Below are 25474 nucleotides of genomic sequence, written 5' to 3'. Positions count from 1 at the left end.
GACGGGCCCGTTCAGCTCCCCAGACTGAGCCGCGGCTTGGGCGCGTCCGTACGCCCCGTCTGCGGTCGGCGGCTGCCCGCCCGGTACGGCGCCGGCCAGACGGCACCCGGCCCCTGGTAGCCCTGCTCGGCCGCCGCGTGCAGTGTCCAGTGCGGGTCGTAGAGGTGGGGCCGGGCGAGCGCGCACAGGTCCGTACGGCCCGCCAGGATCAGCGAGTTGACGTCGTCCCAGGAGGAGATGGCCCCGACCGCGATCACCGGGATGCCCACCTCGTGCCGGATGCGGTCCGCGTACGGCGTCTGGTACGACCGCCCGAACTCCGGCCGCTCCTCGGCCACGACCTGCCCGGTGGACACGTCGATCGCGTCGGCGCCGTGGGCGGCGAACGCCCGGGCGATCTCCACGGCGTCCTCGGCCGTGGTGCCGCCCTCGGCCCAGTCGGTGGCGGAGATACGGACCGTCATGGGCCGCTCCTCCGGCCACACGCCCCGTACGGCGTCGAAGACCTCCAGCGGGAAGCGGAGCCGCCTCTCCAGCGAGCCGCCGTAGGCGTCGGTGCGGCGGTTGGTCAGCGGGGAGAGGAAGCCGGAGAGCAGATAGCCGTGGGCGCAGTGCAGTTCGAGCAGGTCGAAGCCGGCCCGGGCGGCACGCCCGGCGGCGGCCGTGAACTGCTCCCTTATGTCGGTGAGCTGGGCACGGGACAGCTCGCGCGGGGTCTGGCCGTACGGCTTGTAGGGGATGGCGGAGGCGGCCACGAGCGGCCAGTTGCCCTCCTCCAGCGGCTCGTCCATGCCCTCCCACATCAGCTTGGTCGAGCCCTTGCGGCCGCTGTGCCCGAGCTGCACGCCGATCGCGGTGCCGGGGGCCTGCGCGTGCACGAAGCCGGTGATGCGTTTCCACGCCTCGGCCTGCTTGCCGGTGTAGAGGCCGGCGCAGCCGGGCGTGATCCGGCCCTGCTCGCTGACGCACACCATCTCGGTCATCACCAGTCCGGCGCCACCCAGGGCACGGGCGCCCAGGTGGACCAGGTGGAAGTCGCCGGGGACGCCGTCGACCGCCGAGTACATGTCCATGGGCGAGACGACGACCCGGTTGCGCAGGGTCAGGCCGCGCAGCCGGAACGGGGTGAACATCGGGGGCGTGCCGGGCGGGCAGCCGAACTCGCGCTCCACGGCCTCGGTGAAGTGGGCGTCGCGCAGCCGCAGGTTGTCGTGGGTGACGCGGCGGCTGCGGGTGAGCAGGTTGAAGGCGAACTGGCGGGGCGGCTGGTCGACGTACAGGGCGAGGTTCTCGAACCACTCCAGGCTGGCGCGGGCGGCACGCTGGGTGGAGGCGACGACGGGCTTGCGTTCCTCCTCGTAGGCGGCCAGCGCCTGCTCCAGCGACGGCTGTTCCTCCAGGCAGGCCGCCAGCGCCAGGGCGTCCTCGACGGCGAGCTTGGTGCCGGAGCCGATGGAGAAGTGCGCGGTGTGGGCGGCGTCGCCGAGGAGGACGACGGTGCCGTGCGACCAGCGTTCGTTGACGACCGTGCGGAAGGTGGTCCACGCGGACTTGTTGGACTGCAGGGGCCGTCCGCCCAGCGCGTCGGCGAAGATCTTGGCGCAGCGTTCGATCGATTCCTGTTCACCGAGCTCGTCGAATCCGGCCGCCCGCCACACCTCCTCCCGCATCTCGACGATCACCGTGGAGGCGTCGGCCGCGTACGGGTAGCCGTGCAGTTGCATCACGCCGTGTTCGGTTTCGGCGATCTCGAAGCGGAAGGCGTCGAAGGGAAAGTCGGCGGCGAGCCAGATGTAGCGGCAGCGGTGCGTCTCGATACGGGGGCGAAAGACGTGGGCGTAGGCCTCGCGGGTGGTGCTGTGCACGCCGTCGGCGGCTACGACCAGGTCGTGTGTCTGCGCGAGCCGGTCCGGGGGCGGCGCCTCGGTGCGGAAGCGGAGTTCGACGCCGAGTTCGCGGCAGCGGTGGTGGAGGATCTCCAGGAGGCGTTTGCGGCCGAGGGCGGCGAAACCGTGTCCTCCGGAGGTGTGGCGTGTGCTTCGGTGCACGATGTGGATGTCGTCCCAGCGGATGAAGTCCTGCTGGAGGGCTTCGTGGACGAGTGGGTCGGCGTGTTCGATGCCGCCGAGGGTCTCGTCGGAGAGGACGACTCCGAAGCCGAAGGTGTCGTCGGGGGCGTTGCGTTCCCAGACGGTGACGTCGCGGTGGGGGTCGAGGCGTTTGAGGAGCGCTGCGGTGTAGAGGCCGCCGGGGCCGCCGCCGATGATCGCGACTCGTAGGGGGCGGCTGGTGTCGTGGCGCGGCTGCGGGTTGTCTGTGGCCGGTCGCGCCCCGCGGCAAAGCCGCACATCGACACAGCCCCGCGCCCCTGACGTCGGCACGCCTACCGCCCCCGCCATTTCGGAGGGCGCTTTTCTTTGAAGGCCGCGTGGAACTCGGCGTAGTCCTCACTGTTCATGAGGAGGGCCTGAGTCGAGGCGTCCAGCTCGACCGCTGCCGCCAGGGGCATGTCCAGTTCGGCCGTGAGCAGGGCCTTGGTCTGGGCGTGTGCCAGGGCCGGGCCGTCGGCCAGGCGGTGGGCCAGGTGCTGGGCGGCCTCGTCCGAGCGGCCCTCGTCCGTCAGCTCACTGATCAGGCCGATCCGCTCGGCCTCCAGCGCCCGCACGGGCTCGCCCAGCATGAGCAGGCGGGTGGCGTGGCCCAGTCCGACGACCCGGGGCAACAGATAGGCCGCGCCCATGTCGCCGCCGGACAGGCCGACCCGGGTGAAGAGGAAGGCGAAACGGGCGGTGGGGTCGGCGACCCGGAAGTCCGCGGCCAGGGCGAGGACGGCTCCCGCGCCCGCCGCGACGCCGTGCACGGCCGCGATCACCGGGAAGGGGCATTCCCGGATGGCCCGCACCACCTGCCCGGTCATCCGGTTGAAGTCCAGGAGCTGGGCGGTGTCCATGCCGAGGGTGGCGCCGATGATCTCGTCGACGTCGCCGCCGGAGCAGAAGCCGCGTCCCTCGCCGGCCAGCACCAGGGCGCGCACGGTTTTCTCCCTCGCCAGCTCGGCGAGCAGGTCGCGCAGGTCGGCGTAGGCACCGAAGGTGAGCGCGTTGAGCTTGTCCGGGCGGGCGAGGGTGACGGTGGCGACGCCGTCGGTGAGGTCGACGCGCAGATGCCGCCAGTCGGCGGTGCGGGCGGCGGAGCCGGTGAAGGGACTCATGACGTGCGGCCTCCTCGGGCGGGCACTGCCTCACTGAGCTCTACCCCTCGAAGTTATCACCCATTCTTGACTGTCGTCATGAGTGCGCGATAGCCCACCCGGGTAGGACCTGGGTGTGACCCCGGGTAAGGCCCGAACGTGACCCGGCTCCGTCACATCCGTCACGGCTCGTCGACACACCCGTAACGGCGGGAGCGGTCGTGCGAGGCGGGGCGTTGGCCCGGGTAAGCCGCCTGTGCCGGGGCCGACGGTCCCGGACGGTGCCCGTCGGAGCCTCCGTCGGGTGGCCTCGTACCATTCATACGGTTGAAAGCAGGACAGCCTGCTCCATGAACGGACCCGCCTTGTACGAACGCCCCTCAGCCCCCGCCTCCTGGCGCATCGCGCTGCCGCACTCCGTCGCGGCCGTGCCCGTGGCCCGCGCCCTGGTGCGTACGGCGCTGGCCGAGCTGGAGCACGCCGCGGACAGCGACACCGCGGAGCTCCTCACGGCGGAACTGGTGGCCAACGCCGTGGAGCACACCTCCGGCAGCGCGCCGATAGAGCTGGTGGTGGAGCTGCTGCCGACCGGCTGCCAGGTCGAGGTGCACGACCCGGACCCGGCGCCGCCGGGCGACCTCACCCGGCCGGTCGCCGGGGAGCCGGACCCCTGGCAGGAGCACGGGCGGGGCCTGCTGCTGATCCGCACCCTGAGCTCGTCGTGCGGGCACCGGCCCACCGGCTCGGGCAAGGCGGTGTGGTTCAGGCTGCCCGTGGTCCCGCGTCAGCGGCGCCGTTCGGAGTGACCCGCGCCGGCCGGGAGGCGCGGCGGGGCCTGGTCAGGCCAGCGTGGCGACGAGCACGGCCTTGATGGTGTGCAGGCGGTTCTCCGCCTCGTCGAAGACGACGGAGTGCGCCGACTCGAAGACCTCGTCCGACACCTCCAGGTACTCCAGGCCGTGCGCCTCGTGAATCTCCCGGCCGACCTTCGTGCCCAGGTCGTGGAAGGCGGGCAGGCAGTGCAGGAACTTCACGTCCGGGTTGCCGGTGGCGCGCAGGACGTCCATGGTCACGGCGTACGGGGCGAGGGCGGCGATCCGCTCGTCCCAGACCTCCTTGGGCTCACCCATGGAGACCCAGACGTCGGTGGCGACGAAGTCGGCGCCGCGCACGCCCTCCTCCAGGGACTCGGTGAGCGTGATCCGGGCCCCGCTCGACGCGGCGAGCCCACGGGCCCGGTCGACGATCTCCTGGGCGGGCCAGTAGGACTTCGGGGCGACGATCCGTACGTCCATGCCGAGCAGGGCCGCGGTGACCAGGTAGGAGTTGCCCATGTTGAAGCGGGCGTCGCCGAGGTAGGCGAAGGCGGTCTCCGCCGGCGGCCTGTCGCAGTGCTCGGTCATGGTGAGCACGTCGGCGAGCATCTGGGTGGGGTGCCAGTCGTCGGTGAGACCGTTGTAGACGGGCACGCCCGCGTACGCCGCGAGCTCCTCCACCTTGGCCTGGCTGTCCCCGCGGTACTCGATCCCGTCATACATCCGGCCCAGCACCCGCGCGGTGTCCTTCACGGACTCCTTGTGGCCGATCTGCGAGCCGGACGGGTCGAGGTACGTGGTCGAAGCGCCCTGGTCGGCCGCGGCGACCTCGAAGGCACAGCGCGTACGCGTCGAGGTCTTCTCGAAGATCAGCGCGATGTTCTTCCCGCGCAGGTACGGCGTCTCGGTCCCGGCCTTCTTCGCGGCCTTCAGCTCGGCGGCCAGCTCGATCAAGCCGAGGAACTCCTCCGCCGTGAAGTCCACCTCCTTGAGGAAGTGGCGGCCGGCGAGGGCGGTCGGGACTGTCGCCATGGGGCGCTCCAGAGAATGCGGGGACAGGTACTAACCACGGACCCTGGAAGTCTATACGACGTTTTGTATTTCTATACGAGCTCCTCCAATGGGTCCGCCCTCGGATGTCATGTCCCCACGGGCTCCCGCTCGACCGGGCAGCTCATGCACCGCGGTCCGCCCCTGCCCCGCCCCAGCTCGCTGCCCGGGATCTCGATCACCTCGATGCCCTGCTTGCGCAGATGCGTGTTGGTGGTGGAGTTGCGCTCGTAGGCGACGACGACACCGGGCTCGACGGCGAGCACGTTGCAGCCGTCGTCCCACTGCTCCCGCTCGGCGGAGTGCACGTCCTGGGTGGCGGTCAGTACGCGGATCTCGCTGAGCCCCAGCGCGGCGGCGATCGCGCGGTGCATGTGCTCCGGCGGATGGTCGGTGACCTTCAGTTCCTTGCCGTCGACGCCCGGTTCGATGGTGTACGAGCGGAGCATGCCGAGCCCCGCGTACTGGGTGAAGGTGTCGCCGTCGACCATCGTCATCGCGGTGTCCAGGTGCATCAGGGCGCGCCGCTTGGGCATGTCGAGGGCCACGATCGTCTGGGCGGAGCCGGCCTCGAACAGCTTGTGCGCGAGCATCTCCACGGCCTGGGGCGTGGTGCGCTCGCTCATGCCGATGAGGACGGCGCCATTGCCGATGACGAGCACGTCCCCGCCCTCGATGGTGGACGGGTAGTCGGCCTGCCCCTCGGACCAGACGTGGAAGGTCTCGTCGCGGAACAGCGGGTGATGCCGGTAGATCGCCTCGAAGTGCACGGTCTCGCGCTGCCGGGCGGGCCAGCGCATGGCGTTGATCGAGACACCGTCGTATATCCAGGCCGAGGTGTCGCGGGTGAAGAGGTGGTTGGGGAGCGGCCGGAGCAGGAAGTCGTCGAGCTCCATGACGTGGAAGCGCACGGAGATCGGCTCCGGGTGGGTGTCAAGGAACTCCCGTTTGGTCATGCCGCCCACCAGGGCCTCGGCCAGCTCCCGCGCGGGGAGCGTCTCGAAGGCGGCCCGGAGGTGGTCGGTGGCCAGCGGGCCGTACTCCTTCTCGTCGAAGACCCGGTCCAGGACGAGCGATCTGGCCGCCGGGATCTCCAGGGTCTCCGTGAGCAGGTCACCGAACAGGTGGACGGTGACGCCTCTGTCGCGCAGCACGTCGGCGAACCCGTCGTGCTCGGCGCGCGCCCGGCGCACCCAGAGCACGTCATCGAAGAGCAGCGCGTCCTTGTTGCTGGGGGTGAGCCTCTTGAGCTCGAGGTCGGGCCGGTGCAGGATGACGCGGCGCAGCCGCCCGGCCTCGGAGTCGACGTGGTATGCCATGCCTCCATCCTGACCACCCGAGCGCGTGTTCACCCCCCTTTGGAGCGGATCCGCCGGGTCAGCCGCTGGGCTGCGGCTGAAGCAGCTCGGGCCGGGCCAGCAGCCGCCGCCCCACGGGCCCCCGCTCCAGCGCCGCGCGGGCGACGATCCATCCGGCCAGGACGTGCGGATCGGCGGGGTCGCGGGCGAGGAGCTCGGCATATCCGTCGAGGGCGGCGGCCGGGTCACCGGCGGCCAGGTGCTCGTCGGGGGTACGGGGAGTGGCCGGCCGGGTGGCGAAGGCGTGGGTGCGGACGTCCGGCCAGGGAGTGCGGTCGGGGCGGAAGCGGGGGGCGGCCGGCGTGGGGGCGTCGGGCACGCCTGCCCGGTGCCCTGCGGCGCCACCGGGCGTGCCCGACGCGTCGTCTGCGCCGGCCCCGTTCTGCCCCGGCCCTCCCGGCCTTCCCGGCCGGGACGGCGGCGGTACGACGTTGCGCAGCCGCCACTCCGTGCGGTGCAGCGCGGCGGCCGTACGGGCGCGGGTCAGGGCGGCCGGGTCGACGGGTTCGCGCAGCCAGCCGTCCAGCGTGCGGGCCAGCCCGGACACGATCCCGCGGCCGGCGGCGGTGAGTCGCCCGCTGGTCAGGAGGGTGCGCACCACGAGCCGGCTCTGCAGGCGGCGCAGCGCGAAGTGGTAGTCGGCCTGCTCGGCGTGGTCCGGGTCGGCCATGCGGTCCCGCCAGAAGCCGGTGACTCCGGTGAACGCGTACGCGCCGTGCAGCAGGCCGGTCAGGTGGCGCGGGTCGGGGCGCCAGGGGGCGTAGTAGCGCTCGGCGCGGTCGTCGTCGAGGAGCGGGAAGAGATGGATCAGGGCGGCGAGCTTGCTGTGCTGGAACTCGTGAACCATCGCCTCGGCGAGGGCGAGCGCCGAGCCGGGGCGGGCGATGACCATGGCGCCGTACAGGTCGCCGCTGGACGCCGAGACACGGACGTCGGGCGGCGGCGGGGGCGTGGGGCTCGTCCGGCCCCACGGTATGACGGCCCGGATCACGGCGGGGTCGAGCCGGCCGGGCCCGTCACCGCCCGGGACGGCGAGGATCGCGGCGGCCTCGTCGAACAGCCGCTGCCACGCCTCGGCCTCGTCGGCGTCCAGCCGGGCGGGCGGCACGGGGTCGTCGAGGTCGCGGTAGGGGTCGAGGTCGTCGAGGGGGATGTCCACGGCACCGGCGGGTCCGACGTGGCTGAGGGTCCGCAGCGGGACCCAGTGCGGGGCGGGGTCCGCCGGGCGACGTATTCGGTCGGCCGGGGGGTGGGTGCAGTCGACCCGGGCGAGGCGATCCGGCACGGGGGTGGCCAGGACCGGGGCGGACGGCTCCCGGGGCTGCCTCGGTCGTTCCCGGCCCGGTACGGGCGCATCCCGGTGCCCCGACGTACCCCCGTCCCGGCCGGCCACGGCCGGCGCGCGGTGCGGACGGCACGTCAGGGACGTGGGTCGGCCGGTGCGGTCCGGACCCATGAGGGTCAGTTCTCCCCCGCGGGTCCTGGCCTGGCCCACCGTCAGTTCCGGGGCGCCGTCCGGTAGTCGGGCCAGGCCCAGGCCCGGGAGGGACAGGCCGCCGTCGGTGAGGGGGACACGGAGGGTGGTGTCCGTGCCGGCGTGCAGGGACGCGGTGATCGCCAGGGTGCACAGGTGGCCCGCCTCCGCCCACAGGGGCGGGCCCGTCGCGGTGCCGTGCAGGCGGCGGAGCAGGTGGGCGATCCAGCCGCCGGTCGTGGGGGCGAGCAGCATCCGTTCCACCGCGTCGGGCGCCTGCCCGGCCGCCTCCTTCAGGACGCGCCAGGCCTCGGCGGCCGGGGTCAGCGGAGTGGGCAGTGTGTCGAGGCGGTCCAGCAGGGTGCGCAGGAGCAGCAGCCGGCGGGTGCGTTCACCGCGGTCCAGGAAGGCCACGGCCTGGGCCGAGCCACCACCGGCGGCCAGTTCCGCGAACAGCCGCTCGGGCATGCGCAGCGGGGCAGGGCGTTGCTCACGGCTCATCGGCGAGGGACCTCCGGTCGCGGACGCGGACGTACGAGAACGCCCCGGCGGGCAAGGGGGACCTCGTCAGGGGGCTGAGGTTCGGGGCGGCGGCTATTCGGCGCGGGCCGAGCCTCCGCCTCCGGGGCCGTCGCTTCCGCCCCTGATGCTGCTGCGGGCGCGCAGGACCTCGGTGAGCAGACGGGCGTCGGGGGGCAGCGGGGCGAGACCGTCCACGGCGGTCACGGGCAGCGCCGCGAGGTCCGCCAGATCCGACTCCCGGACGTCGGTACCCGCAGCGACGGCCGGCTCACGGACGGCGGCTTCGGCGTGGTGCAGAGCGGGCGGCTGGTCCAAGATGCTCCCCCTTCTCGCACGGTGGCACGCGATGCCCCGTGTCCTTTTCCATCATGGCCACTTGTGCCCGGGTCGAAAACCGTACGATCACGCCACCCGATCATCGCCGCCCGCGCGGTCGGCGCACGGTGGTGGCGAACTCGCTCAGGGCGTCGGACAGTTCACGCGCCCGCTCGGGGTCGTCGTCGACAGCCACCACCGCGTCGTACAGCTCCCCCAGGGCGTCGGGGTGGCGCCTGCCGAGGTGGTTGAGGAGGTTGGTGGCCTCCGTGCGGGCCTTGGGGTGACGCGGCAGCGTGGCGGTGACCCCGGGGTTCAGCGCGGCGACGACGGTCTGGCGTTCGGTGGGGTCGTACATGAGCGGGTAGGCGAGGAGGGCGTCGACGGCCCGCTGGAGCGGTGTGACCGGCCGTTCCCCACCGGCCTGTGCCCCGGGCGGCAGGATCTCGGTGCGTTCGGGGCTCAGCAGCCGGATCTCGGGATGCTGCAGAGTACGGCCCGTTTCCCTGAGGGCCGCGATGCGTGCGCGTACGGCCGGAAACAGTTCCTCCGGATCCGGTGGCGCGGGCAGGACGGCGGCCCGCTCGGCGAGCAGGGCGAGCAGGACGTCGGAGAAGAGACCGGTCGAGCGCACCGGGTCGTTGGCGGCGGCCCGGCCGCGGCCCGCGGCGCGCAGCACGGTCTGCCGGTGGGTGGTGGTGCGTCGCCCCACGGGCAGCGCGTGGGCCGGCAGCGGCTCGCGGAAGGCGAGGTCCTCCTCGAAGGTCTCGCAGGCGTCCACGATCCACAGCTGCTCGGCGAAGCCGGGCACGGAGTCGCCGGCGTACCGGGCGAGCGCGGAGTCCAGGTCGATGCCCAGCTTGTCGGCGGTGCTGGCGTCCGCGCAGAACAGCCGCAACCGCTCGGACAGGTCGAGCACCCCGTGCCCGCCCCACCACACCCACAGGATGTCGCCCTGCGCCGACGGCAGTTCGCTCACCAGGACGCGGCGCAGGGTGGCGTGGTCGGCGGGCTCGTAGGGAACGTCCGGGGTGTACGGCGGCAGCGGCGCCAGGTGCAGTCGGAGGTGGGCGTCCGGCACCCCGGCGGCCCGCAGCAGCCGGTGGAAGGCGACGGCGTCCCGGGCGGGCCCCGGCAGGTCCCAGGCCGGCCCGGCGTCGTAGGCCTCGATGCCGACGATCAGGGCGTGCACCCGGCCGGGGTCCACGGGCGCGGCGGCGGAACCGGGGCGGCCGGGCACCGTGGCGGGGTCCCGGCCCGTCGGCGTGGAACCCGGCGCCGAGCCCGGGTACGGGCCCGTCACGGCAGCCGGTCCACGATGTGCCGGTACACGGCGGGCTGGGTCCAGTAGGCGCTGTGCGCGGCGGGGAACGGCTGGCGGCTGTCGACGGCGACGTCGGTGACGCGGCCCGGGAACAGGCCCGCGCCGAGGTAGCCGAGCAGGTCGCGGGGGTCGTACAGGTTCAGCCAGTCGGGAACGTGCGGCGGCAGCGGGGCGGGGTGTTCGAGCGAGGGCAGGGAGCCGGACTCGTAGAGGAAGGGGCCCTGGGAGCCGACCGTGACCAGGAGCCGGACCTGGGGCAGCGGGGCCGAGATCAGCGTGTCGAGGGCGATGATGCCGCCGAGGCTGTGCCCGACGAGCGCGACGGGTGGCTCCAGGCCCGCGACCAGGGCACGCAGGTCGGCGCGGACCGCCGCACCGCGGCTCAGATAGCGCAGGACGTCTCCGGCGGCCGGGTGGGCGGCCTCGGTCAGGGCGCGTCGGCGGCGCACGGCGGCACGGGAGGCGGCCGAGCCCGCGACCCGCAGCAGCAGAGAGCGCACGCCCCGCTCCGTGCCCCGGGGCGGTGCGCCGAGGGCCGCGGCGAGCCGGTCGGTGACGGTGTCGCGGAGGTCTCCGGACGGGACGAGCGGGGCGTCGGCGTCGAGGGCGTCGGCAATGAGGCGGGCGGTCAGGCTGCGGGCGGCGACGACCGCGAGGTCGGCGGGGTCGAGGATGTCGGCGGCGGGACCGAGCAGTGGGTGGGCGGCCAGGTCGGTGGCGGCGCCGGCGAGGCCGGGGCCCAGTTCGGCGGCGGGATCGTCGCCCTGGGCGGCGAGCGCGGTGAGCTGCGCCTGGAGCTTGTGGTGCGGCGGGAGCGACCCGGGCGGGCGTTCGGCGACGGGAGCCGCCCCGGCTGCGGCGAGGGCGAGTTCGGCGTACGGATCGGCGTACAGCGCCGCCCAGACGGCCGTCGGGTCGTCCTCGGGTCCGGCCGGTCCCCGGGCCGTGCCCGGCTGCGGCGGCAGGCTCGCCCCGCCGGCGGCCAGCGTCGCCCCGAAGGTGCCGCCCCAGTAGTACGGCACGATCCGCAGCCCCTCGCGCAGGGCGGTCAGTCCGGCCGCCACGCGCCCCGCGAGCCTCGAGAAGCCCGGTTCGCGTACGCCTGTTCCGTGGATGAGGACGACCGCCGTCATGTGCCCCCCGGTGACACCAGTGCAGCGTTGTGTACGACTCCCGACTCTGCGTCAACTTACCAGTATCATGAGCGAGTTGGAGTCGAGCAAACATGCGAGACCCCGGCTGCCGGCCCGACCATCGGCTGCGACAACTGGACAGGACTGGGGGACACCGTGAGCCCTGATGCGTTGGTCATGCACGTGGTGGGTGCTTCGGCGATCGTCCTGGTGGCCGCGCATGCGGCGGGCTGGCTGGCCCGGCGGCTGAAACAGCCGTACATCGTGGGTCAGTTGACGGCCGGCATAGCGCTCGGTCCCTCCCTCCTCGGCAGTGTGGCGCCGGGCGCGCGCGAGGCGTTGTTCCCCGACGCCATCGCTCCGGCACTGACCGGGTTCGCGCAGGTGTCCCTGGTCGTCTTCCTGTTCGCGGTGGGCTACGAGCTGGACCTGAAGGTCCTCGGCGACCGGGCGCGGGCCTCGGTGATCGTGGCGGTGGCCGCGTTCGTGGTGCCGATGGCCGTGGGCGCCGGCGGCGCGCTGCTGTTCCGGGAGCAGTTGCACCAGCTGGGGATGCCGCTGCGTCCCACGGCGGCCATGGTGGTGTTCGCGGGGATCGCCCTGTCGATAACGGCGGTGCCGGTACTGACGGCCATAGTGCGGGAGAACGGTCTGGCCCGCACGGTGCCCGGAGTGGTGGCGGTGTCCGCCGCCGGGCTGCTCGACGTGGTCGGCTGGACGGTGCTGGCGGGCGCGCTGCTGGAGAGCGACGGCGGTGAGCAGGTGCTCGCCTGGGGATGGCGGGTGGTGCTCGCCGTCGGGTTCATCGCCCTGATGCTGGTGGCGGCCCGGCCGTTGCTGCGCAGGCTGCTGTGGGGGACGCGGATGGAGCCCTCCCTGCGGCTGGCGCTGCTCATCGGGTTCGCCCTGGGGTCGGCGTGGGTGACGCACTCGCTGGGGCTGCATGTGATCTTCGGTGCGCTGCTCGCGGGTGCGGTGGTGCCGCGCGAGAAGGACGGCACGCTCGATCCGGACCTGGTCCGGCCGCTGCACGATGTCGGCTCGCTGCTGCTGCCGTTCTTCTTCGTCGTCTCGGGTCAGTCCGTGGCGGTGAACGGCATGGACGCCACGGGGTGGATGACGCTGCTGGTGGTGACCGTGCTGGCGGTGGTCACGAAGGTCGGCAGCGGCACGGTCGCGGCGCGGCTGGGCGGGCTGGACCGGGACGAGGCGCGCACCGTCGGGGTGTTGATGAGCACCCGCGGCCTCACGGAGCTGATCGCCCTCAACGCGGGCCTTCAGGCGGGCCTGTTGTCGAAGCCGCTCTACACGGTGCTGGTCTTCATGGCCCTGGCCACGACCCTCCTCACTCAGCCCCTGCTCCTCCTGGTCCGCCACCTGGCCGCCCGCCGCCAGACCGGCCCGCCCGGCCCCCTGCCCGCCACCGCGGCCCTGCAAAAACCCCCGGACGGCTCCCAGTCGGCACCGGTTGCGGACGTGGGCTGACGGGCCGGGGCCCGGCCGGGCACGGCTCCGGTGCCACCCGAACGGGCCCGGCCGGGCGAAGCCCGCCACACGCCGTCGAAACCCAGCCCTACAACGGCATGGGCGCCATGTCGCACTCGATGCGGCGGCGCTGGCTTGCCGCGACGAGCCAGGGGTGGTCGGGGCGGAGGACCTGGGTGAAGCCCTCCACCGCCTTGCGCTGCAGCTCGTCCGCCTCGGCGCCGCGGCCCAGGCCGCGCAGGTCGAGGGCCAGGTTGGCGGCACAGGACAGGGTCAGCGGGTGCAGTTCGCCCGCGACCTCGGTGAGCCGGGGCAGGTTGGCCTCGTCGATCGCGTGGGCCCGCTCGAAGTCCAGGCGCGCGTACGCCGTGTTGGCTTGGCCGATCGCGGCGGTGAGCGTGAGGACGTGCTCGGGGCCCAGCGTGCCGGTCAGCCGGCGGGCCGCGTCGTCCTCCAGCTCCTGCGCGTTGTCCAGGGCGCCGAGCGCCCGCAGGGTGGCGGCCAGGTTGGACTTGGTCAGCAGCGTGTACGCGTGGTCCGGGCCGAGGCGCTGCTCGTAGCGCCGCAGGGTCACCTCGGCCAGCTGGCGGGAGCCTTCGAGGTCCCCGGCCAGCCGCTGGTCGACGGACACGTTGGTCGCGGTGGCCAGCGAGTCGAAGTGCTCGGGCCCGTAGCGGGCGACGAGCCGCCGCAGCGTCTCCTCGGACAGCTTGTTCGCCTCGGCGAGCGCCCCGTCCCGGCGCCGGCACACCGCGAGGTTGCGGGCGATGCGCAGGGTGAGCGGGTGCTCCTCGCCCAGTGCGCTGCGCGCCCGGCGGTGGACGTCCTCCTGGAAGTCGCGGGCACCGGGGTAGTCGCCGCTCTCCCGCATGTCGATGGCCAGGCCGTTGAGGGTGTTGAGGGTCAGGAAGTTGCCGGGCCCGAACAGCAGCTCGCGGGTCCGGGCGGTCTCCTGGTCCAGGGGCAGGGCCTCCCGGAACTCGCCGCACAGCCGCAGGTCGACACAGAGGGTGTTGGTGGCCCGCAGCGTGGTGGGGTCGTCGGAGCCGAACAGGGACCGCGCCAGGTCCGCGGCCTCCCGGGTCAGGTCCCGTGCCTCCTGGAACCGCCCCTGGTAGGCGCGCGCGTCGGCCATCTCGCACAGGGAGTCGATCAGGTCCTCGGGCTCGGCCTCGATACGGCGGCACACCTCCAGCGCCTTCTCGGTCAGCGGGATCGACTCGGGGATCTGGCCGATCTGGCGCAGCAGGAACGCGAAGCTCTTCGCCATGCGGATGACGTGGATGTCCTCCTCGCCGGAGGCCGCGAGCCAGGCGTTCCAGGCCTCCCGGCCCAGATCGGCGGCGCCCTCGTGGTCGCCCCAGTAGTACAGGAACCACACGGTGTCGTAGACCAGTTCCCGCACATAGGTGTCGGTGCTGGTCACGGCCTGTGAGGCGAGCACGTGCGGCAGCAGCGCCTGGTAGGAGCGCCACTCCACGGACGAGCCGTAGTGTCCCGGTTTGGCGGCGGACAGCAGCTGGTGGGCGGCGTCCCGCATGCGTTCGCGTTCCTCGTGGCTCAGTTTGGCCAGGAGCACGGTCTGCAGCAGGCGGTGCATCTGCAGGGTGTCGGACCGGGGGTCCACCTTGACCAGGGAGAACTGGCTGAGGTCACGCACCGCGCGGTTCAGTTTGATCGACTCGCGCAGCAGGGGGTCGACGTCGGGCGTGATGTTGACGCCGCGGCTGCCGCGCAGCATGGCCCGCGGAATGGGCTCGGGCGCCATGCTGGCGCAGATGTCGAGGAGCTGGCGGGCGCCGGGGTTGTTCTCCCGGATCCGCTCCAGCGAGATGTCCCAGGCGGCGGCCACGGAGACCGGGTAGTCGGGGTTCGGGTCGAGTTCGAGGATCTCGGGGCTGCGCTGGGCGAGCAGGTCGAGGTACTCGTCGACGAGCATGCCGGTGACGGCGCGCCAGGAGCCCGCCTGCTCCACGGCGAGCGGCAGGTCGCCGAGGGCGTCGGCGAGCCGGTCGGCGTCCTCGGGCGACAGGTCCGGCGAGCGTTTGCGGAGCAGTTCGATGGACTCCTCCCGCTCGAAGACGTTCACCGGCAGCGGGGTGGCCACCCGCTCCCAGGCGCGGTTGCGGGAGGTCACGATGACCTTCCCCGGCCCGTTCGGCGGGAAGTACTTGCGCACGGCGTCGACGTCCTCTGCGTTGTCGAACACAAGCAGCCAGTTGTCGTACGGCGTCCCGGTGCGCAGCGCCTCGAGGACCGCGGGCACGGCCGTGTTGGCGGCGGGCGAGCCCGCGCTGTCCTGGCCGGTCGGGGCGACGCCGAGCTGCGCCGCCAGGGTGGCCAGCGCGGCGAGGATGAGGGGTTCGCGCTCGGCCGGGATCCAGCAGATCACCTTGTACTCGTGCTGGTGGGTGTAGACGTACTCCAGCGCCAGCTGGGACTTGCCGACGCCGCCGAGTCCGTGCAGCGCGTGCGGCAGGACGGCCGCCGTGTCCTGGGCGCCCAGCTGCTCCTCCACGGCCCGCAGCAGTGCCTGCCGGCCGACGAACGAGGTGTTCCGGAGCGGAACGTTCACCAGAAGGGCCGGCGTTGCGGTCGTGGTGCTCTGCATGAGCGGCTCAGCCTCCGAGGCTTTGGATTGGGTCGCGTCGATTACCGGACTCGGCACGGATTCTCCTGTTTCGTCGGGGATGCTCGACGCTGTGACGCTTCCCGTTCCGTCGGACGATCCCCCGTCGCCCGCGTTGTTCACCTCTGCGGGTGTATCCGCGGGCGGCAAACCGGCGTCCACTCGTTCGGCCGTGCCGACCGGGCGCCGGGACAGGTTCGGTTCGATGCGCCAGGCCCGTTCGGAGTAGGCCCCGGGACCGAGCGCGCGCATCACGGCCAGCTCGCTGCGCACCCAGCCGCGCTCGGCGGGGTCGGGCAGTGTGGTCCCGACCGGGTCGCGCAGGGCGGCGCGCAGCGCGACGCCCCGCTCCCCGGCGGCCGGCAGGTCGCCCACCACGCTGAGGGTGCGGGCGAGTTGGGACCGGGTGGTGGTGGCCAGGAGCGCCTCGCGCACTCCGTCGGCGAACTCGGGGCGCCCCTCGCCGCCGCTGTCCCAGTCGATCAGCCCGCCCATCAGGATCTCGGCGACGTGGTCGGGGCCGGTCTCCGGCATGGTGCGCCGCCGTAACTGCTCCACGAGGTCGAACTCGAAGGGAACGGCGGCCAGTTGGGTGGCGAGTCGACGCGCGGCCGGGGTGGCGAGGGTGAAGAAGCGGCGTACGGCGGCGGTGGCGGCGCGCGGGAAGCGCGGGGCGCGCAGGCCGGGCGCGGGCGCGCCCTTGGCGAGGGTGCCGGCCAGGACGACGGGCAGGGCGCGGCGCACCCCGCGTTCCCCGGTGACGAGGTCGGCCCAGGTGGCGAGGGAGCCGGGCTTCAGGGACAGCACGGGCACGGGGACGGAGTCGTCGCCCCGGTCGGGCAGGGGGCGCAGCGGGTCGGGGCCGCCGGGCGGCGCCCAGTGTCCGAGGCCGTCGTTGGGGGCGCCGAAGCCGCCGGCCTCCAGGACCGCCTGGTACGGGTAGAGCGAGGAGCGGTGGCGCAGGTGCGGCGGCAGCAGGTGGACGAGGGCGGTGGGGCCGGCGTGGGCGAGCCGGGCGAGCAGGTCGTCGGCGGCGGGGGCGGCCCAGCCGTGGCCGAGTCCGTCGGTGACGACGAGGAAGACCCGGCCGCCGCGCCCGTCGAGCAGTTCGCCGGGGTCGGCGGCGGCCCGGCCGGTGCTCCAGCGCAGGGTGGCGGTCCCGTTGCGGGGCACGTCGACCCGTACCGTGCGCACACCGCGGAAGGCGCCGCTGTGCTCGGCGGCCTGGGCGAGGCGGGCGCAGGTCTCCTCCCAGATACGCATGGTGGGGGCGTCGTCGACGAGCAGCACGAGGTCGAAGGCGGACCTGCGGGCGTACCGCAGGAAGGGCAGCCAGAGTCCGTCGGACAGGCCCTGCTCGGCGGTGGCCTCCTCGTCCAGTTCCAGGGTGTCGCGGGAGGGGATGCGGCGGGCCAGTCGGTGCAGGGCGCGGGCGAGCAGGGCCGTGGCGCGGCCGGGGCCGTGCTGCGGGCGGTCGTCGGCGGGCAGCAGCGGCCGGTCGGCGTGCAGCGTGTACGGGCCCTCCGGGTCGGGTAACAGCCGTGCCCTGGTGGCCGGTTCACCGGCCGGGCCGCCGGGGCGGGCCGGGGCGGGCCCGTCCGCGCCGTCGCGGGGCGGGGCGGGCGCGGCACCGGGTGTGCCGTCGTCGGTGCCGGACGGCTGCGGGGGACGTACGGCGGGCTCCTCCGGGTGCGCGTCGTCGCCCGGGTGGGTGTCGGGCGGCGGTGCGTCCGCCGGGTCCGGGGTGCGCGCCGGCCGCCGGTCCGCGGGCGTGGTGGCATGGCCCGGCGCGGGGTCCTGGCCGGTGGTGTCCGGGGCGTCGTGGCGGGACCAGTGCGCGGCGAGCCAGACCGCGTCGGCGATCTCCTGCCAGTGCGGCACGGACCGGTCCTCGGCGTGTGCGCCCGGGGCGGGCCGGGCCGCGGGGTCCGGTGTGAGGGCGTCCGTGGGTGGCGCTCCGTGCTCACGCGCGTACTCGACGGACTCGGGGAACGCCGAAGGAGGCGACGACCCCGAAGCAGGTCCGCCGTCGCCGAGCCCGGATGCGCGCTCCCTGGGAAAGCCGGTCATTCAGCGGCCCTTCGCGAGGTCGCGGAGCAGCATTTCCACGAGCTTACGCCCGTCACCGTCCGCCTGGAAACCACCCGCGGTAGTCATCTGGACAGCGTTGAGTAGCTGATCGAGGCTGTGGGTGCCGCCCGCCTGGACCCGCTGGACGAACAGGTCGACGAGGTCTTCGGCGCCCCGCGGCCTGCTGCCCAGGTGCCGTTCGACCATGGCCAGGAGCTGCTCCCGGCTGGGGGTGCGCATCTCCAGCGGCAGGCAGCGCCGCCGGAAGGCCGCGGGAAACTCGCGCTCTCCGTTGCTGGTGATCACCACGACCGGGAACTCCCGGCATTCGACGCGTCCGTCCCGTATCTCGGCCCGGCCTCCCGGATCGCTGGTGTGGACGCGCGCGGTGTCGGCGGCGTCGCGCACCAGCTCCGGGACGTCATAGCTTCCGTTCTCCAGGACGTGCAACAGGTCGTTCGGCAGGTCGATGTCGCTCTTGTCGAGTTCGTCGACGAGGAGCACACGGGGACGATCGTAGGGCAGCAGGGCGGTCCCCAGTGGCCCCAGCGTGATGAAATCCCCGAGCCGGGGCGGGAGTTGGGAGAAGTTTGACGCGGGACGCGCATTGACGCCGTCCGGGCCCGCCGCCTCGCGTGCCGCGTCCTGGGGCTCCGCCGCCGTGCTGTCGGTCCCGGACACCGCCGCGTGCCGCAGCCCGGCCTGCCAGGCGGCGATGGCCTGGGCGCGGCCCATGGCGTCGTGGACGTACAGCCCGTCGCGCAGCGCCGTACGGCTGACGATGTTCCACTCCAGGACCCGGCCGAGGCCCAGTTCCCGCGCGATGAGGTAGGCGAGGGTGGACTTGCCGACGCCGGGCGGGCCGGTGATCAGCAGGGGCCTGCGCAGCACCAGCGCCGCGTTGACGACGTCGATCTCGTCCGGGCCGAGCTGCGGGGCGAGGGCGCCCGGGCCCAGGCGGCGCAGCGCGGCTTCCGGGTCGTCGGGCGGGGCGGGCTGCGGCGGGGCGCCGCGGAACCGGCGCCACGGCGGCGGTTCGGGCAGCGGCGGCGGGGTGGCCGGCGCGCTGCCGGTGGCGTGGAAGACGCGCCAGCCGTTTCGGACCGTCTGCTCCTGCGCGCTCATGCCGGTGCCTCCTAGCTGGCCAGGTCATCGGGGTCGGTGGTCTGAATGTCGACGAGTCGAGTCGGGTCGTCCCAGAGGAAGCCGATGTGCCGGCCCAGGAACCGGCCCGGCCCCTGGGTGTGGCGTTCGGCGTCGCGCCGCAGGCGGTGGATCACGACGGGGAGGTGTCCGGGCGTCTGCACAGCGGCGAACACGGCCGACACCACCTCCCGGCGCTCCTCGACGAAAACCCCTCTGCGGTCCCAGATCGCGAGCCCTATCCCTTCCGCGATGGCGGCCTTGACGGCCTCCAGTGCCGGGGCGGAGGCCGGGGCGTCCAGCACCACCGCCGTCCGTGATGCTTCCCCGGCGAGCTCGGCCTGCCACGCCTCGAGCCGCTGCGCGTCCGTCTCCCGCCAGGAGTGCACCGCGATCCCGTTCCGGCGCAGGGTGCGCCACCGCTCGTGCCACTGGTCCCTGACCAGCGCGTCGTCGGAGCGCATCCGCTCCAGGCTCCGTAAGTGCACCCCGTACTTCAGGCCGAGCGGTAACGGCCGCCCGTCGCCGATCCGGTACGTCAGCCCCGCCACATCGTGGTTGAGGAGGTCGTACGGAAGGACGAACTCCACGTACGGCGGCGGCTGGCGGCGTCCACTCGGGTCCGGCTCGCGCGGCACCGACCAGAGCCGGGCGCCCTGTCTGAGGGCCTGCTCGACCGCGGTGCCGAGGCGGTCCAGGGTGGTGACGGCCGGTTCGCCGGGCTGCGGGTCCCAGTGGCCGGGGGCCGTGTTGAGCCAGGTGCGGACGGTGATCTCGTCGGTGCCGTCCCGGGCCGGTTCCACGGCGACGATCAGGCAGCGCGGGATGTCGGGGTCGCGCACGGCCCCGGTGCGCGCCGCCCGGCGCTGGTCCAGCTCCTCGGTGAGCCCGGCGCGCTGGACCCAGTCGTCGACCCAGCCGGCCAGGGCGGCGCGGTGGCCGGGGGCGACGGCGTGGCGGGCGGCCAGGTCGAGCAGGAGGACGGCGGGCGGCAGGCCGTCGGGCTGGACGTTCCACTCCAGCAGGTGGGCGAAGAGCTGGTCCGGGGTCAGTCCGGTGGGCAGGTCGAGGCCGCCGCCGAGTTCGTCGAAGAGCTCGTCGCGCAGCCGGACGGCGGGCAGTTCACCGCGGGCGAGGGCGATACGGGCGTTCTTCTCGTCCTCGCGGGAGAGCGGGCCGGGCGGCGTGTCGGGCGCGGCGGGCGGTGCGGCGGGGGCGATCAGCCGGTCGAGTTCGTCACCGGCCGGGGTTCCTTCGAGGATGCGCACCACCCCGACGAGTACGCGTTCCCCGCCCGCCACGTTCAGCGCGGCGCGCACCAGCGCCGCCACGTCCTCGCGGAGCCTGACACCGCGGACGTCGACCTGCCGGTGCAGCTGGTCCCCGAGCAGGGTGGCGAACTGCACGCGTCCCTGGGCGTCCTCCATGCAGCCCAGTTCGCACAGGGCGTCGGTGAGCTGTAACAGCAGTTCCAGACCGCGCGCACGTCCGGAATCACCCTGGGACCCGCCGAACTCCGCGCCTGTCTCCACCGACTTTCCCCCTGAGCCGGTTCACCTGCCTGACCGACGAGCGAAGTTAGCACGGCAACCAGCGGTTAACCAGGGACGAGTGAGGTTCTCAGGCACGAAGTCCGGCCGAGTGCCCCGGAGTTGGGACACTCGGCCGGAATCCGTCGCTACAGCCGGGGGTCCACCGGCTCCGACTCCAGCGCCAGCACGCCGAACACCGCCTCGTGCACCCGCCACAGCGGCTCGCCGTCCGCCAGCCGGTACAGTGCCTCCAGACCGAGGGCGTACTCACGGATCGCCAGCGACCGCTTGTGGTTCAGGAACCGGCTGCGCAGCCGGGCCAGGTTCTCGGGGCGCGTGTACTCGGGGCCGTAGATGATCCGCAGGTACTCGCGGCCCCGGCACTTGATGCCGGGCTGCACCAGGCGGCCCTCGCCGCTGCGCACCAGCGCGCCGACCGGCTTGACGACCATGCCCTCGCCGCCGCGGCCCGTCATCTCCAGCCACCAGTCGACACCGGCCCGGACCGACTCCGCGTCACCGGTGTCGACGTACAGCCGCCGCGTGGTCTGGAGCAGCCCGGTGCCGTCGTGCTCGACGAGCCGGTCGATCAGGGCGAGCTGCTCGTCGTGCGGCACACCCGCCATGCTCCGGCCCTGCACGGCCAGGATCTGGAACGGCGCCAGCCGCACCCCCTCCAGGCCGTCCGTCGCCCAGCAGTAGCGCCGGTACGCCTGTGTGAACGCGGCGGCGTCGGTGGCCCGTGCGCGCTGGCGCGCCAGCAGCTCCGTCACCTCGACACCCCGTGCGGCGGCGCCCTCCAGTGCGGCCAGCGCGCCCGGGAACACCGCGCCGGAGGCGGCCCCCACGGCGGCGTACTGGGAGCGCAGCAGCCCGGCGGCCTTCAGCGACCACGGCATCAGCTCGGCGTCCAGCAGCAGCCAGTCGGTGTCGAGCTCCGCCCACAGTCCGGCCTCGCCGATCGCCGTCCGTACGCGGTCGAGGATCTCCTCAGTGACGGCGGGGTCGTCGAAGAAGGGGCGGCCGGTGCGGGTGTAGAGGGACCCGGTGGGTCCGTCCACTGCGAACCGCTTGCGCGCGGCCTCCGCGTCCCGGCACACCAGGGCCACCGCACGCGACCCCATGTGCTTCTCCTCGCACACGACCCGCGCGACCCCGTCCTGCGCGTACTGGGCGAAGGCCTCGGCCGGGTGCTCCAGGTAGCCGTCGACGTGACTCGTGGCCGTGGGTGCCATGGTCGGCGGGAGGTACGGCAGCAGCCGCGGGTCCACCGCGAAGCGGCTCATGACCTCCAGGGCCGCCGCCGCGTTCTCCTCCCGGATCGAGACGCGGCCCTGGTGCCGGGTCTCGACGACCCGGCGGCCGTGCACGTCGGCCAGGTCCAGCGGCCGCCCGTCGTGCCCGCCCGGCGCCTCGGTCCGCAGCGGCTTGGCCGGCTCGTACCAGACCCGCTCGGCCGGTACGTCGACCAGCTCGCGCTCCGGCCAGCGCAGCGCGGTGAGCTTGCCGCCGAAGACGGCGCCGGTGTCGAGGCAGATGGTGTTGTTGAGCCAGGTGGCCTCCGGGACCGGGGTGTGACCGTAGACGACGGCCGCCCGGCCCCGGTAGTCCTCGGCCCACGGGTAGCGCACCGGCAGCCCGAACTCGTCGGTCTCGCCGGTGGTGTCGCCGTACAGGGCGTGCGAGCGGACCCGGCCGGAGGTGCGGCCGTGGTACTTCTCCGGCAGACCGGCGTGGCAGACCACCAGCTTGCCGCCGTCGAGGACGTAGTGGCTGACGAGCCCGTCGATGAACTGGCGTACCTGCTGCTTGAACTCCTCGCTCTCGCCCTCCATCTGCTCGATGGTCTCGGCGAGGCCGTGGGTGTGCTGGACCTTGCGGCCCTTGAGGTAACGGCCGTACTTGTTCTCGTGGTTGCCGGGCACGCACAGGGCGTTGCCGGACTTCACCATCGCCATCACGCGGCGCAGCACGCCGGGGCTGTCCGGGCCGCGGTCGACCAGGTCGCCGACGAAGACGGCCGTACGGCCCTGCGGGTGCACACCGTCGACATAGCCCAGCTTGCCGAGCAGCGCCTCCAGTTCGGCCGAGCAGCCGTGGATGTCGCCGATGATGTCGAAGGGACCGGTGAGGTGCGTCAGGTCGTTGAACCGCTTCTCGGTGACGACGGTGGCGTTCTCGGCCTCCTCGACGCCTCGGAGGATGTGCACCTTGCGGAAGCCCTCGCGCTCCAGGTGCCGCACGGACCGGCGCAGTTCACGGATGTGGCGCTGGATCACCCGGCGCGGCATGTCGGCCCGGTCGGTGCGGGTGGCGTTGCGCTCGGCGCACACCTCCTCGGGCACGTCGAGCACGATGGCTATGGGCAGCACGTCGTACTGCTTGGCCAGGTCGATCAGCTGGCGCCGGGCGTCCTGCTGCACGCTGGTGGCGTCCACGACGGTGCGGCGGCCGGCGGCCAGGCGCTTGCCCGCGATGTAGTGCAGGACGTCGAAGGCGTCCTTCGTCGCGCTCTGGTCGTTCTCGTCGTCGGAGACCAGGCCGCGGCAGAAGTCGGAGGAGATCACCTCGGTGGGCTTGAAGTGCCGGCGGGCGAAGGTGGACTTGCCCGAGCCGGAGGCGCCGACGAGGACGACGAGGGAGAGGTCGGTGACGGGAAGGACCCGCCCCTTGTGGGTTTCGGTCATGCCGCCTTCGCCTCCTTCTCGTTCGTGCTCTCGATGGTGAACACGGCCATCTGGGTGGGCGGTCCGACCTCGGGGTCGTCCGGCCCGACGGGTGCGAACTCCACGCCGTAGCCGTGCCGTTCGGCCACGTCACGAGCCCAGGTACGGAACTCCTCACGAGTCCACTCGAAGCGGTGGTCGCCGTGCCGGACGTGTCCGGCCGGCAGGCTCTCCCAGCGCACGTTGTACTCGACGTTCGGCGTGGTCACGAGGACCGTCCGCGGGCGGGCCGCGCCGAACACGGCATACTCCAGGGCGGGCAGCCGGGGCAGGTCGACGTGCTCGACGACCTCGCTGAGCACGGCGGCGTCGTAGCCCTTGAGCCGGCTGTCGGTGTACGCCAGTGAGCCCTGGAAGAGCTTCACGCGCGCTGCCTGCCGCTCCCCCATGCGGTCCAGCTTCAGCCGCCGGGAGGCGATGGTGAGCGCCCGCATCGACACGTCCACGCCGACGACCTCGGTGAAGGACGGGTCCCTGAGCAGGTCCTGCACCAACTGCCCCTGGCCGCAGCCGAGGTCGAGGACGCGGGCAGAACCGGACTCCTTCAGTGCGGCGACGATCGCCGCCCGTCGCTGGACGGCGAGCGGGGTCGGCTTCTCCTCGGTCTCGCTCTCCGCCTCGACGGCGTTGTCGATCTCCTCGACCTCGCTGTCGTCGGCCTCGGCCAGCCGCACCAGTTCGAGCCGTTCCATCGCCTGCCGGGTCAGCGACCAGCGGCGGGACAGGTAGCGGCTGGTGATCAGCTTCTGCTCGGGGTGGTCGGGCAGCCATCCCTCACCGGCCCGCAGCAGCTTGTCGACCTCGTCGGAGGAGACCCAGTAGTGCTTGGCGTCGTCGAGGACGGGGAGGAGGACGTAGAGGTGCCGCAGGGCCTCGGCGAGGGTGAGCCGGTCGGACTCCAGGACGAGACGCACGTACCGCGAGTCGCCCCACTCCGGGAACGCGGTGTCCAGTGCCACGGGCTGCGCGGTGACCGTCCAGCCCAGCGGCTCGAAGAGGCGTCGTACGAGGTCCGGGCCGCCGCGCGCCGGCAGCGCGGGCACCTCGACGCGCAGGGGCCTGGCCTGCCCGGGGAGTTCCGGCCTGGCGTTGCACACCCCCCGCATCGCGCTGGAGAAGACGCCGCTCAGCGCGACGGCGAGCAGGGAAGAGGCCGCGTACGGGCGGTCGTTGACGTACTGGGCGAGTGCGGCGTCGGGTGCGCCGCCGCGGCCCTTGCCCTTGCCGCGCCGGACCAGGGCCACCGCGTCGACCTCCAGCAGCAGCGCCGCCGTGCAACGCTCGGCGTCCGCCTCGGGGTAGAGGACGTGGGCCGTGCCGTAGGAGGTGGAGAACGCCTGCGCCTTGCCGGGGTGCTTGTGCAGCAGGAAACCGAGGTCGGTCGCCGGACGCTCGGGCGTGCCGGTGGTACTGATCGTCAGGAACACGGTGGGTCGGCCTCAAAGTAGGGTCTGAACTGCGGTACCTGCACCGTACAGAGCGCGGACCCACGGCACTCGGGAATTTTCCGCGCTCGGGGCGGGGGTGCGTCGCCTGTCCCGTTGCCCTCATGAGGCGGGCGGCCGCTCCTGGGAGGACTGCTCCTTCTTCCACGGGCCGACGCCGAGTCGGCCCGTGGTGCCGAGGTCGAGTTCCGGGGTGACCACCACCGGCCGGGCGCCGGGCCTGGCCCACACCCTGACGTACGGGGCGTGCACCGGTTCGCCGGCCTGCACGGTGTTGCGCCACACCAACGTGGCGTGGGCGCGCTGGCCGGGGCGCAGGTTCACCGGCCGGGGCGTGCCGTCGGCGCCGGTGCCGGTGGCCACGCCGGCGCCGCCGTGGCGGACGTCCACGCCGGTCACGGGCTCGTGGTCCTCGTCGAGGATCTCGAGCCGCGGGTACCCGTGCACCGCGTACGGGCGCGTGCCGCAGTTCTCCAGATGGACGCTCAGGGCCCGCAGCCCCATGGCGGCATCGGCGTCCTGGTCGGCGTACACGCGCACCCCGGAGGGCGGGCACGGGCCGCCCGGGGAGCCTGCCTCGGCCGCGGGGACGCTCCTGACCTCCAGGACCCGGACGCGTGAGGCCCCGGGGTCCGTCGTGTGGACGGTGCGCCGCACCGTGCGGCCCGGCCCGACCGACGACACCGTCTGTTCCGTGCTCACCATCGCCGCACCGGTCTCGCTCGTCCACGAGAACGTGATGGTGTACGTCGACGCCTCGGCGCCGCGGTTCGTGACCTCGAACCCGGCGGAGAGTCCGGACGCGCAGTCGGACGAGCCGGTGCTCAGCCGCGTGATCCTGACGCCGTCCCGCTCCAGGTCGGCCGGGTCACCGGGAGGTGCGGAGGCGTGGCCGGGCAGGGGGGAGGCGGCGGCTTCGGGGGGTGGACCGGTGGACTGCGGGGGTTCGCCGTACGAGTGCCCTGGGCCGCTGCACGTGGGGAGCGGCTCGGCGGAGACACCGCCGGGGCCTTCCGCCGCACGGCCCCGGGAGCCGGCCTGCTCCGAGCCGCAGGAGGTGACGAGAAGGGAGCCCGTGAGGACGGCTCCGAGAATGTGGGGGGTGGCGGCACGCATCGGACCACCCCACCAGGGACCGGCTCCACCTGGCTGTGGCGGAAGCCACTCCTCCGGCCACAGGACCGTCACGGACCCTGCGGATCCGCCCCTCCGCGGGAGGGCGAACCGCTGGGGGCACGCTCCCGGGACCGACCGTCCCCGGGA

At 73.4% G+C, this 25474-nt stretch carries 16 protein-coding genes; 2 read left to right on the top strand and 14 right to left on the bottom strand.

Going from position 1 to position 25474, the window contains the following annotated elements; genetic code table 11:
• Positions 1-11: 11 nt before the first annotated feature.
• Together ACYVMZ_RS19870 and ACYVMZ_RS19865 are read right to left on the bottom strand one after the other, a co-directional pair.
• Positions 12-2399, bottom strand: a complete 2388-nt coding sequence (locus tag ACYVMZ_RS19870; RefSeq protein WP_461081434.1) for a bifunctional salicylyl-CoA 5-hydroxylase/oxidoreductase — start codon at positions 2397-2399, stop codon at positions 12-14.
• Positions 2384-3211 carry an enoyl-CoA hydratase family protein gene (locus ACYVMZ_RS19865; RefSeq protein WP_461081432.1) on the bottom strand — a complete coding sequence of 276 codons (828 nt, stop codon included), beginning with the start codon at positions 3209-3211 and terminating at the stop codon, positions 2384-2386. Before ACYVMZ_RS19865 ends, ACYVMZ_RS19870 begins: the two co-directional genes overlap by 16 nt.
• Before the next feature lie 329 nt (positions 3212-3540).
• Here ACYVMZ_RS19865 and ACYVMZ_RS19860 point away from each other — a divergent pair, with 329 nt between their 5' ends.
• On the top strand, positions 3541-3996 hold the full coding sequence (locus ACYVMZ_RS19860; RefSeq protein WP_461081430.1) for an ATP-binding protein: 456 nt from the start codon (positions 3541-3543) through the stop codon (positions 3994-3996).
• Positions 3997-4029: 33 nt separating this feature from the next.
• Here the strand turns inward: ACYVMZ_RS19860 and argF are convergent, their stop codons facing one another.
• From argF to ACYVMZ_RS19830, 6 genes are all read right to left on the bottom strand, one after another.
• Positions 4030-5037, bottom strand: coding sequence for an ornithine carbamoyltransferase (gene argF / locus ACYVMZ_RS19855; protein ID WP_461081428.1), 1008 nt, complete (start codon positions 5035-5037; stop codon positions 4030-4032).
• Between the two features lie 107 nt (positions 5038-5144).
• The gene (locus ACYVMZ_RS19850; RefSeq protein WP_461081426.1) at positions 5145-6374 is read right to left on the bottom strand and encodes an arginine deiminase; all 1230 of its coding nucleotides are present in this window, start codon (positions 6372-6374) and stop codon (positions 5145-5147) included.
• A gap of 58 nt (positions 6375-6432) precedes the next feature.
• On the bottom strand, positions 6433-8388 hold the full coding sequence (locus ACYVMZ_RS19845) for an aKG-HExxH-type peptide beta-hydroxylase (protein WP_461081424.1): 1956 nt from the start codon (positions 8386-8388) through the stop codon (positions 6433-6435).
• 93 nt (positions 8389-8481) lie between these two features.
• Complete coding sequence (locus tag ACYVMZ_RS19840; RefSeq protein ID WP_461081422.1) at positions 8482-8724, bottom strand: hypothetical protein; 243 nt, start codon at positions 8722-8724, stop codon at positions 8482-8484.
• 100 nt (positions 8725-8824) lie between these two features.
• Positions 8825-9931: an effector-associated domain 2-containing protein gene (locus tag ACYVMZ_RS19835; protein WP_461081677.1), complete on the bottom strand. Its 1107-nt coding sequence runs from the start codon at positions 9929-9931 to the stop codon at positions 8825-8827.
• Positions 9932-10023: 92 nt separating this feature from the next.
• Complete coding sequence (locus ACYVMZ_RS19830) at positions 10024-11181, bottom strand: hypothetical protein (protein WP_461081420.1); 1158 nt, start codon at positions 11179-11181, stop codon at positions 10024-10026.
• Positions 11182-11337: 156 nt separating this feature from the next.
• Here ACYVMZ_RS19830 and ACYVMZ_RS19825 point away from each other — a divergent pair, with 156 nt between their 5' ends.
• On the top strand, positions 11338-12666 hold the full coding sequence (locus tag ACYVMZ_RS19825) for a cation:proton antiporter (RefSeq protein ID WP_461081418.1): 1329 nt from the start codon (positions 11338-11340) through the stop codon (positions 12664-12666).
• 88 nt (positions 12667-12754) lie between these two features.
• Here the strand turns inward: ACYVMZ_RS19825 and fxsT are convergent, their stop codons facing one another.
• From fxsT to ACYVMZ_RS19795, 6 genes are all read right to left on the bottom strand, one after another.
• The gene (gene fxsT, locus ACYVMZ_RS19820; protein WP_461081416.1) at positions 12755-17365 is read right to left on the bottom strand and encodes an FxSxx-COOH system tetratricopeptide repeat protein; all 4611 of its coding nucleotides are present in this window, start codon (positions 17363-17365) and stop codon (positions 12755-12757) included.
• Positions 17366-18490: an AAA family ATPase gene (locus ACYVMZ_RS19815; protein WP_461081414.1), complete on the bottom strand. Its 1125-nt coding sequence runs from the start codon at positions 18488-18490 to the stop codon at positions 17366-17368.
• An 11-nt stretch (positions 18491-18501) separates the two neighbouring features.
• Positions 18502-20040 carry a VMAP-C domain-containing protein gene (locus ACYVMZ_RS19810; RefSeq protein WP_461081412.1) on the bottom strand — a complete coding sequence of 513 codons (1539 nt, stop codon included), beginning with the start codon at positions 20038-20040 and terminating at the stop codon, positions 18502-18504.
• A gap of 146 nt (positions 20041-20186) precedes the next feature.
• The gene (locus ACYVMZ_RS19805) at positions 20187-22727 is read right to left on the bottom strand and encodes a polynucleotide kinase-phosphatase (protein WP_461081410.1); all 2541 of its coding nucleotides are present in this window, start codon (positions 22725-22727) and stop codon (positions 20187-20189) included.
• A complete protein-coding gene (locus tag ACYVMZ_RS19800; RefSeq protein WP_461081408.1) occupies positions 22724-24193 on the bottom strand; it encodes a 3' terminal RNA ribose 2'-O-methyltransferase Hen1 in 1470 nt (489 codons plus the stop codon). The genes ACYVMZ_RS19805 and ACYVMZ_RS19800 overlap by 4 nt, the downstream gene beginning before the upstream one ends.
• 120 nt (positions 24194-24313) lie before the next feature.
• Positions 24314-25327, bottom strand: a complete 1014-nt coding sequence (locus ACYVMZ_RS19795) for a DUF4232 domain-containing protein (RefSeq protein WP_461081406.1) — start codon at positions 25325-25327, stop codon at positions 24314-24316.
• Positions 25328-25474: the final 147 nt, after the last annotated feature.

The sequence above is a fragment of the Streptomyces deserti genome, from assembly GCF_054782695.1.
This window is presented reverse-complemented; position numbering and strand designations above follow the sequence as displayed.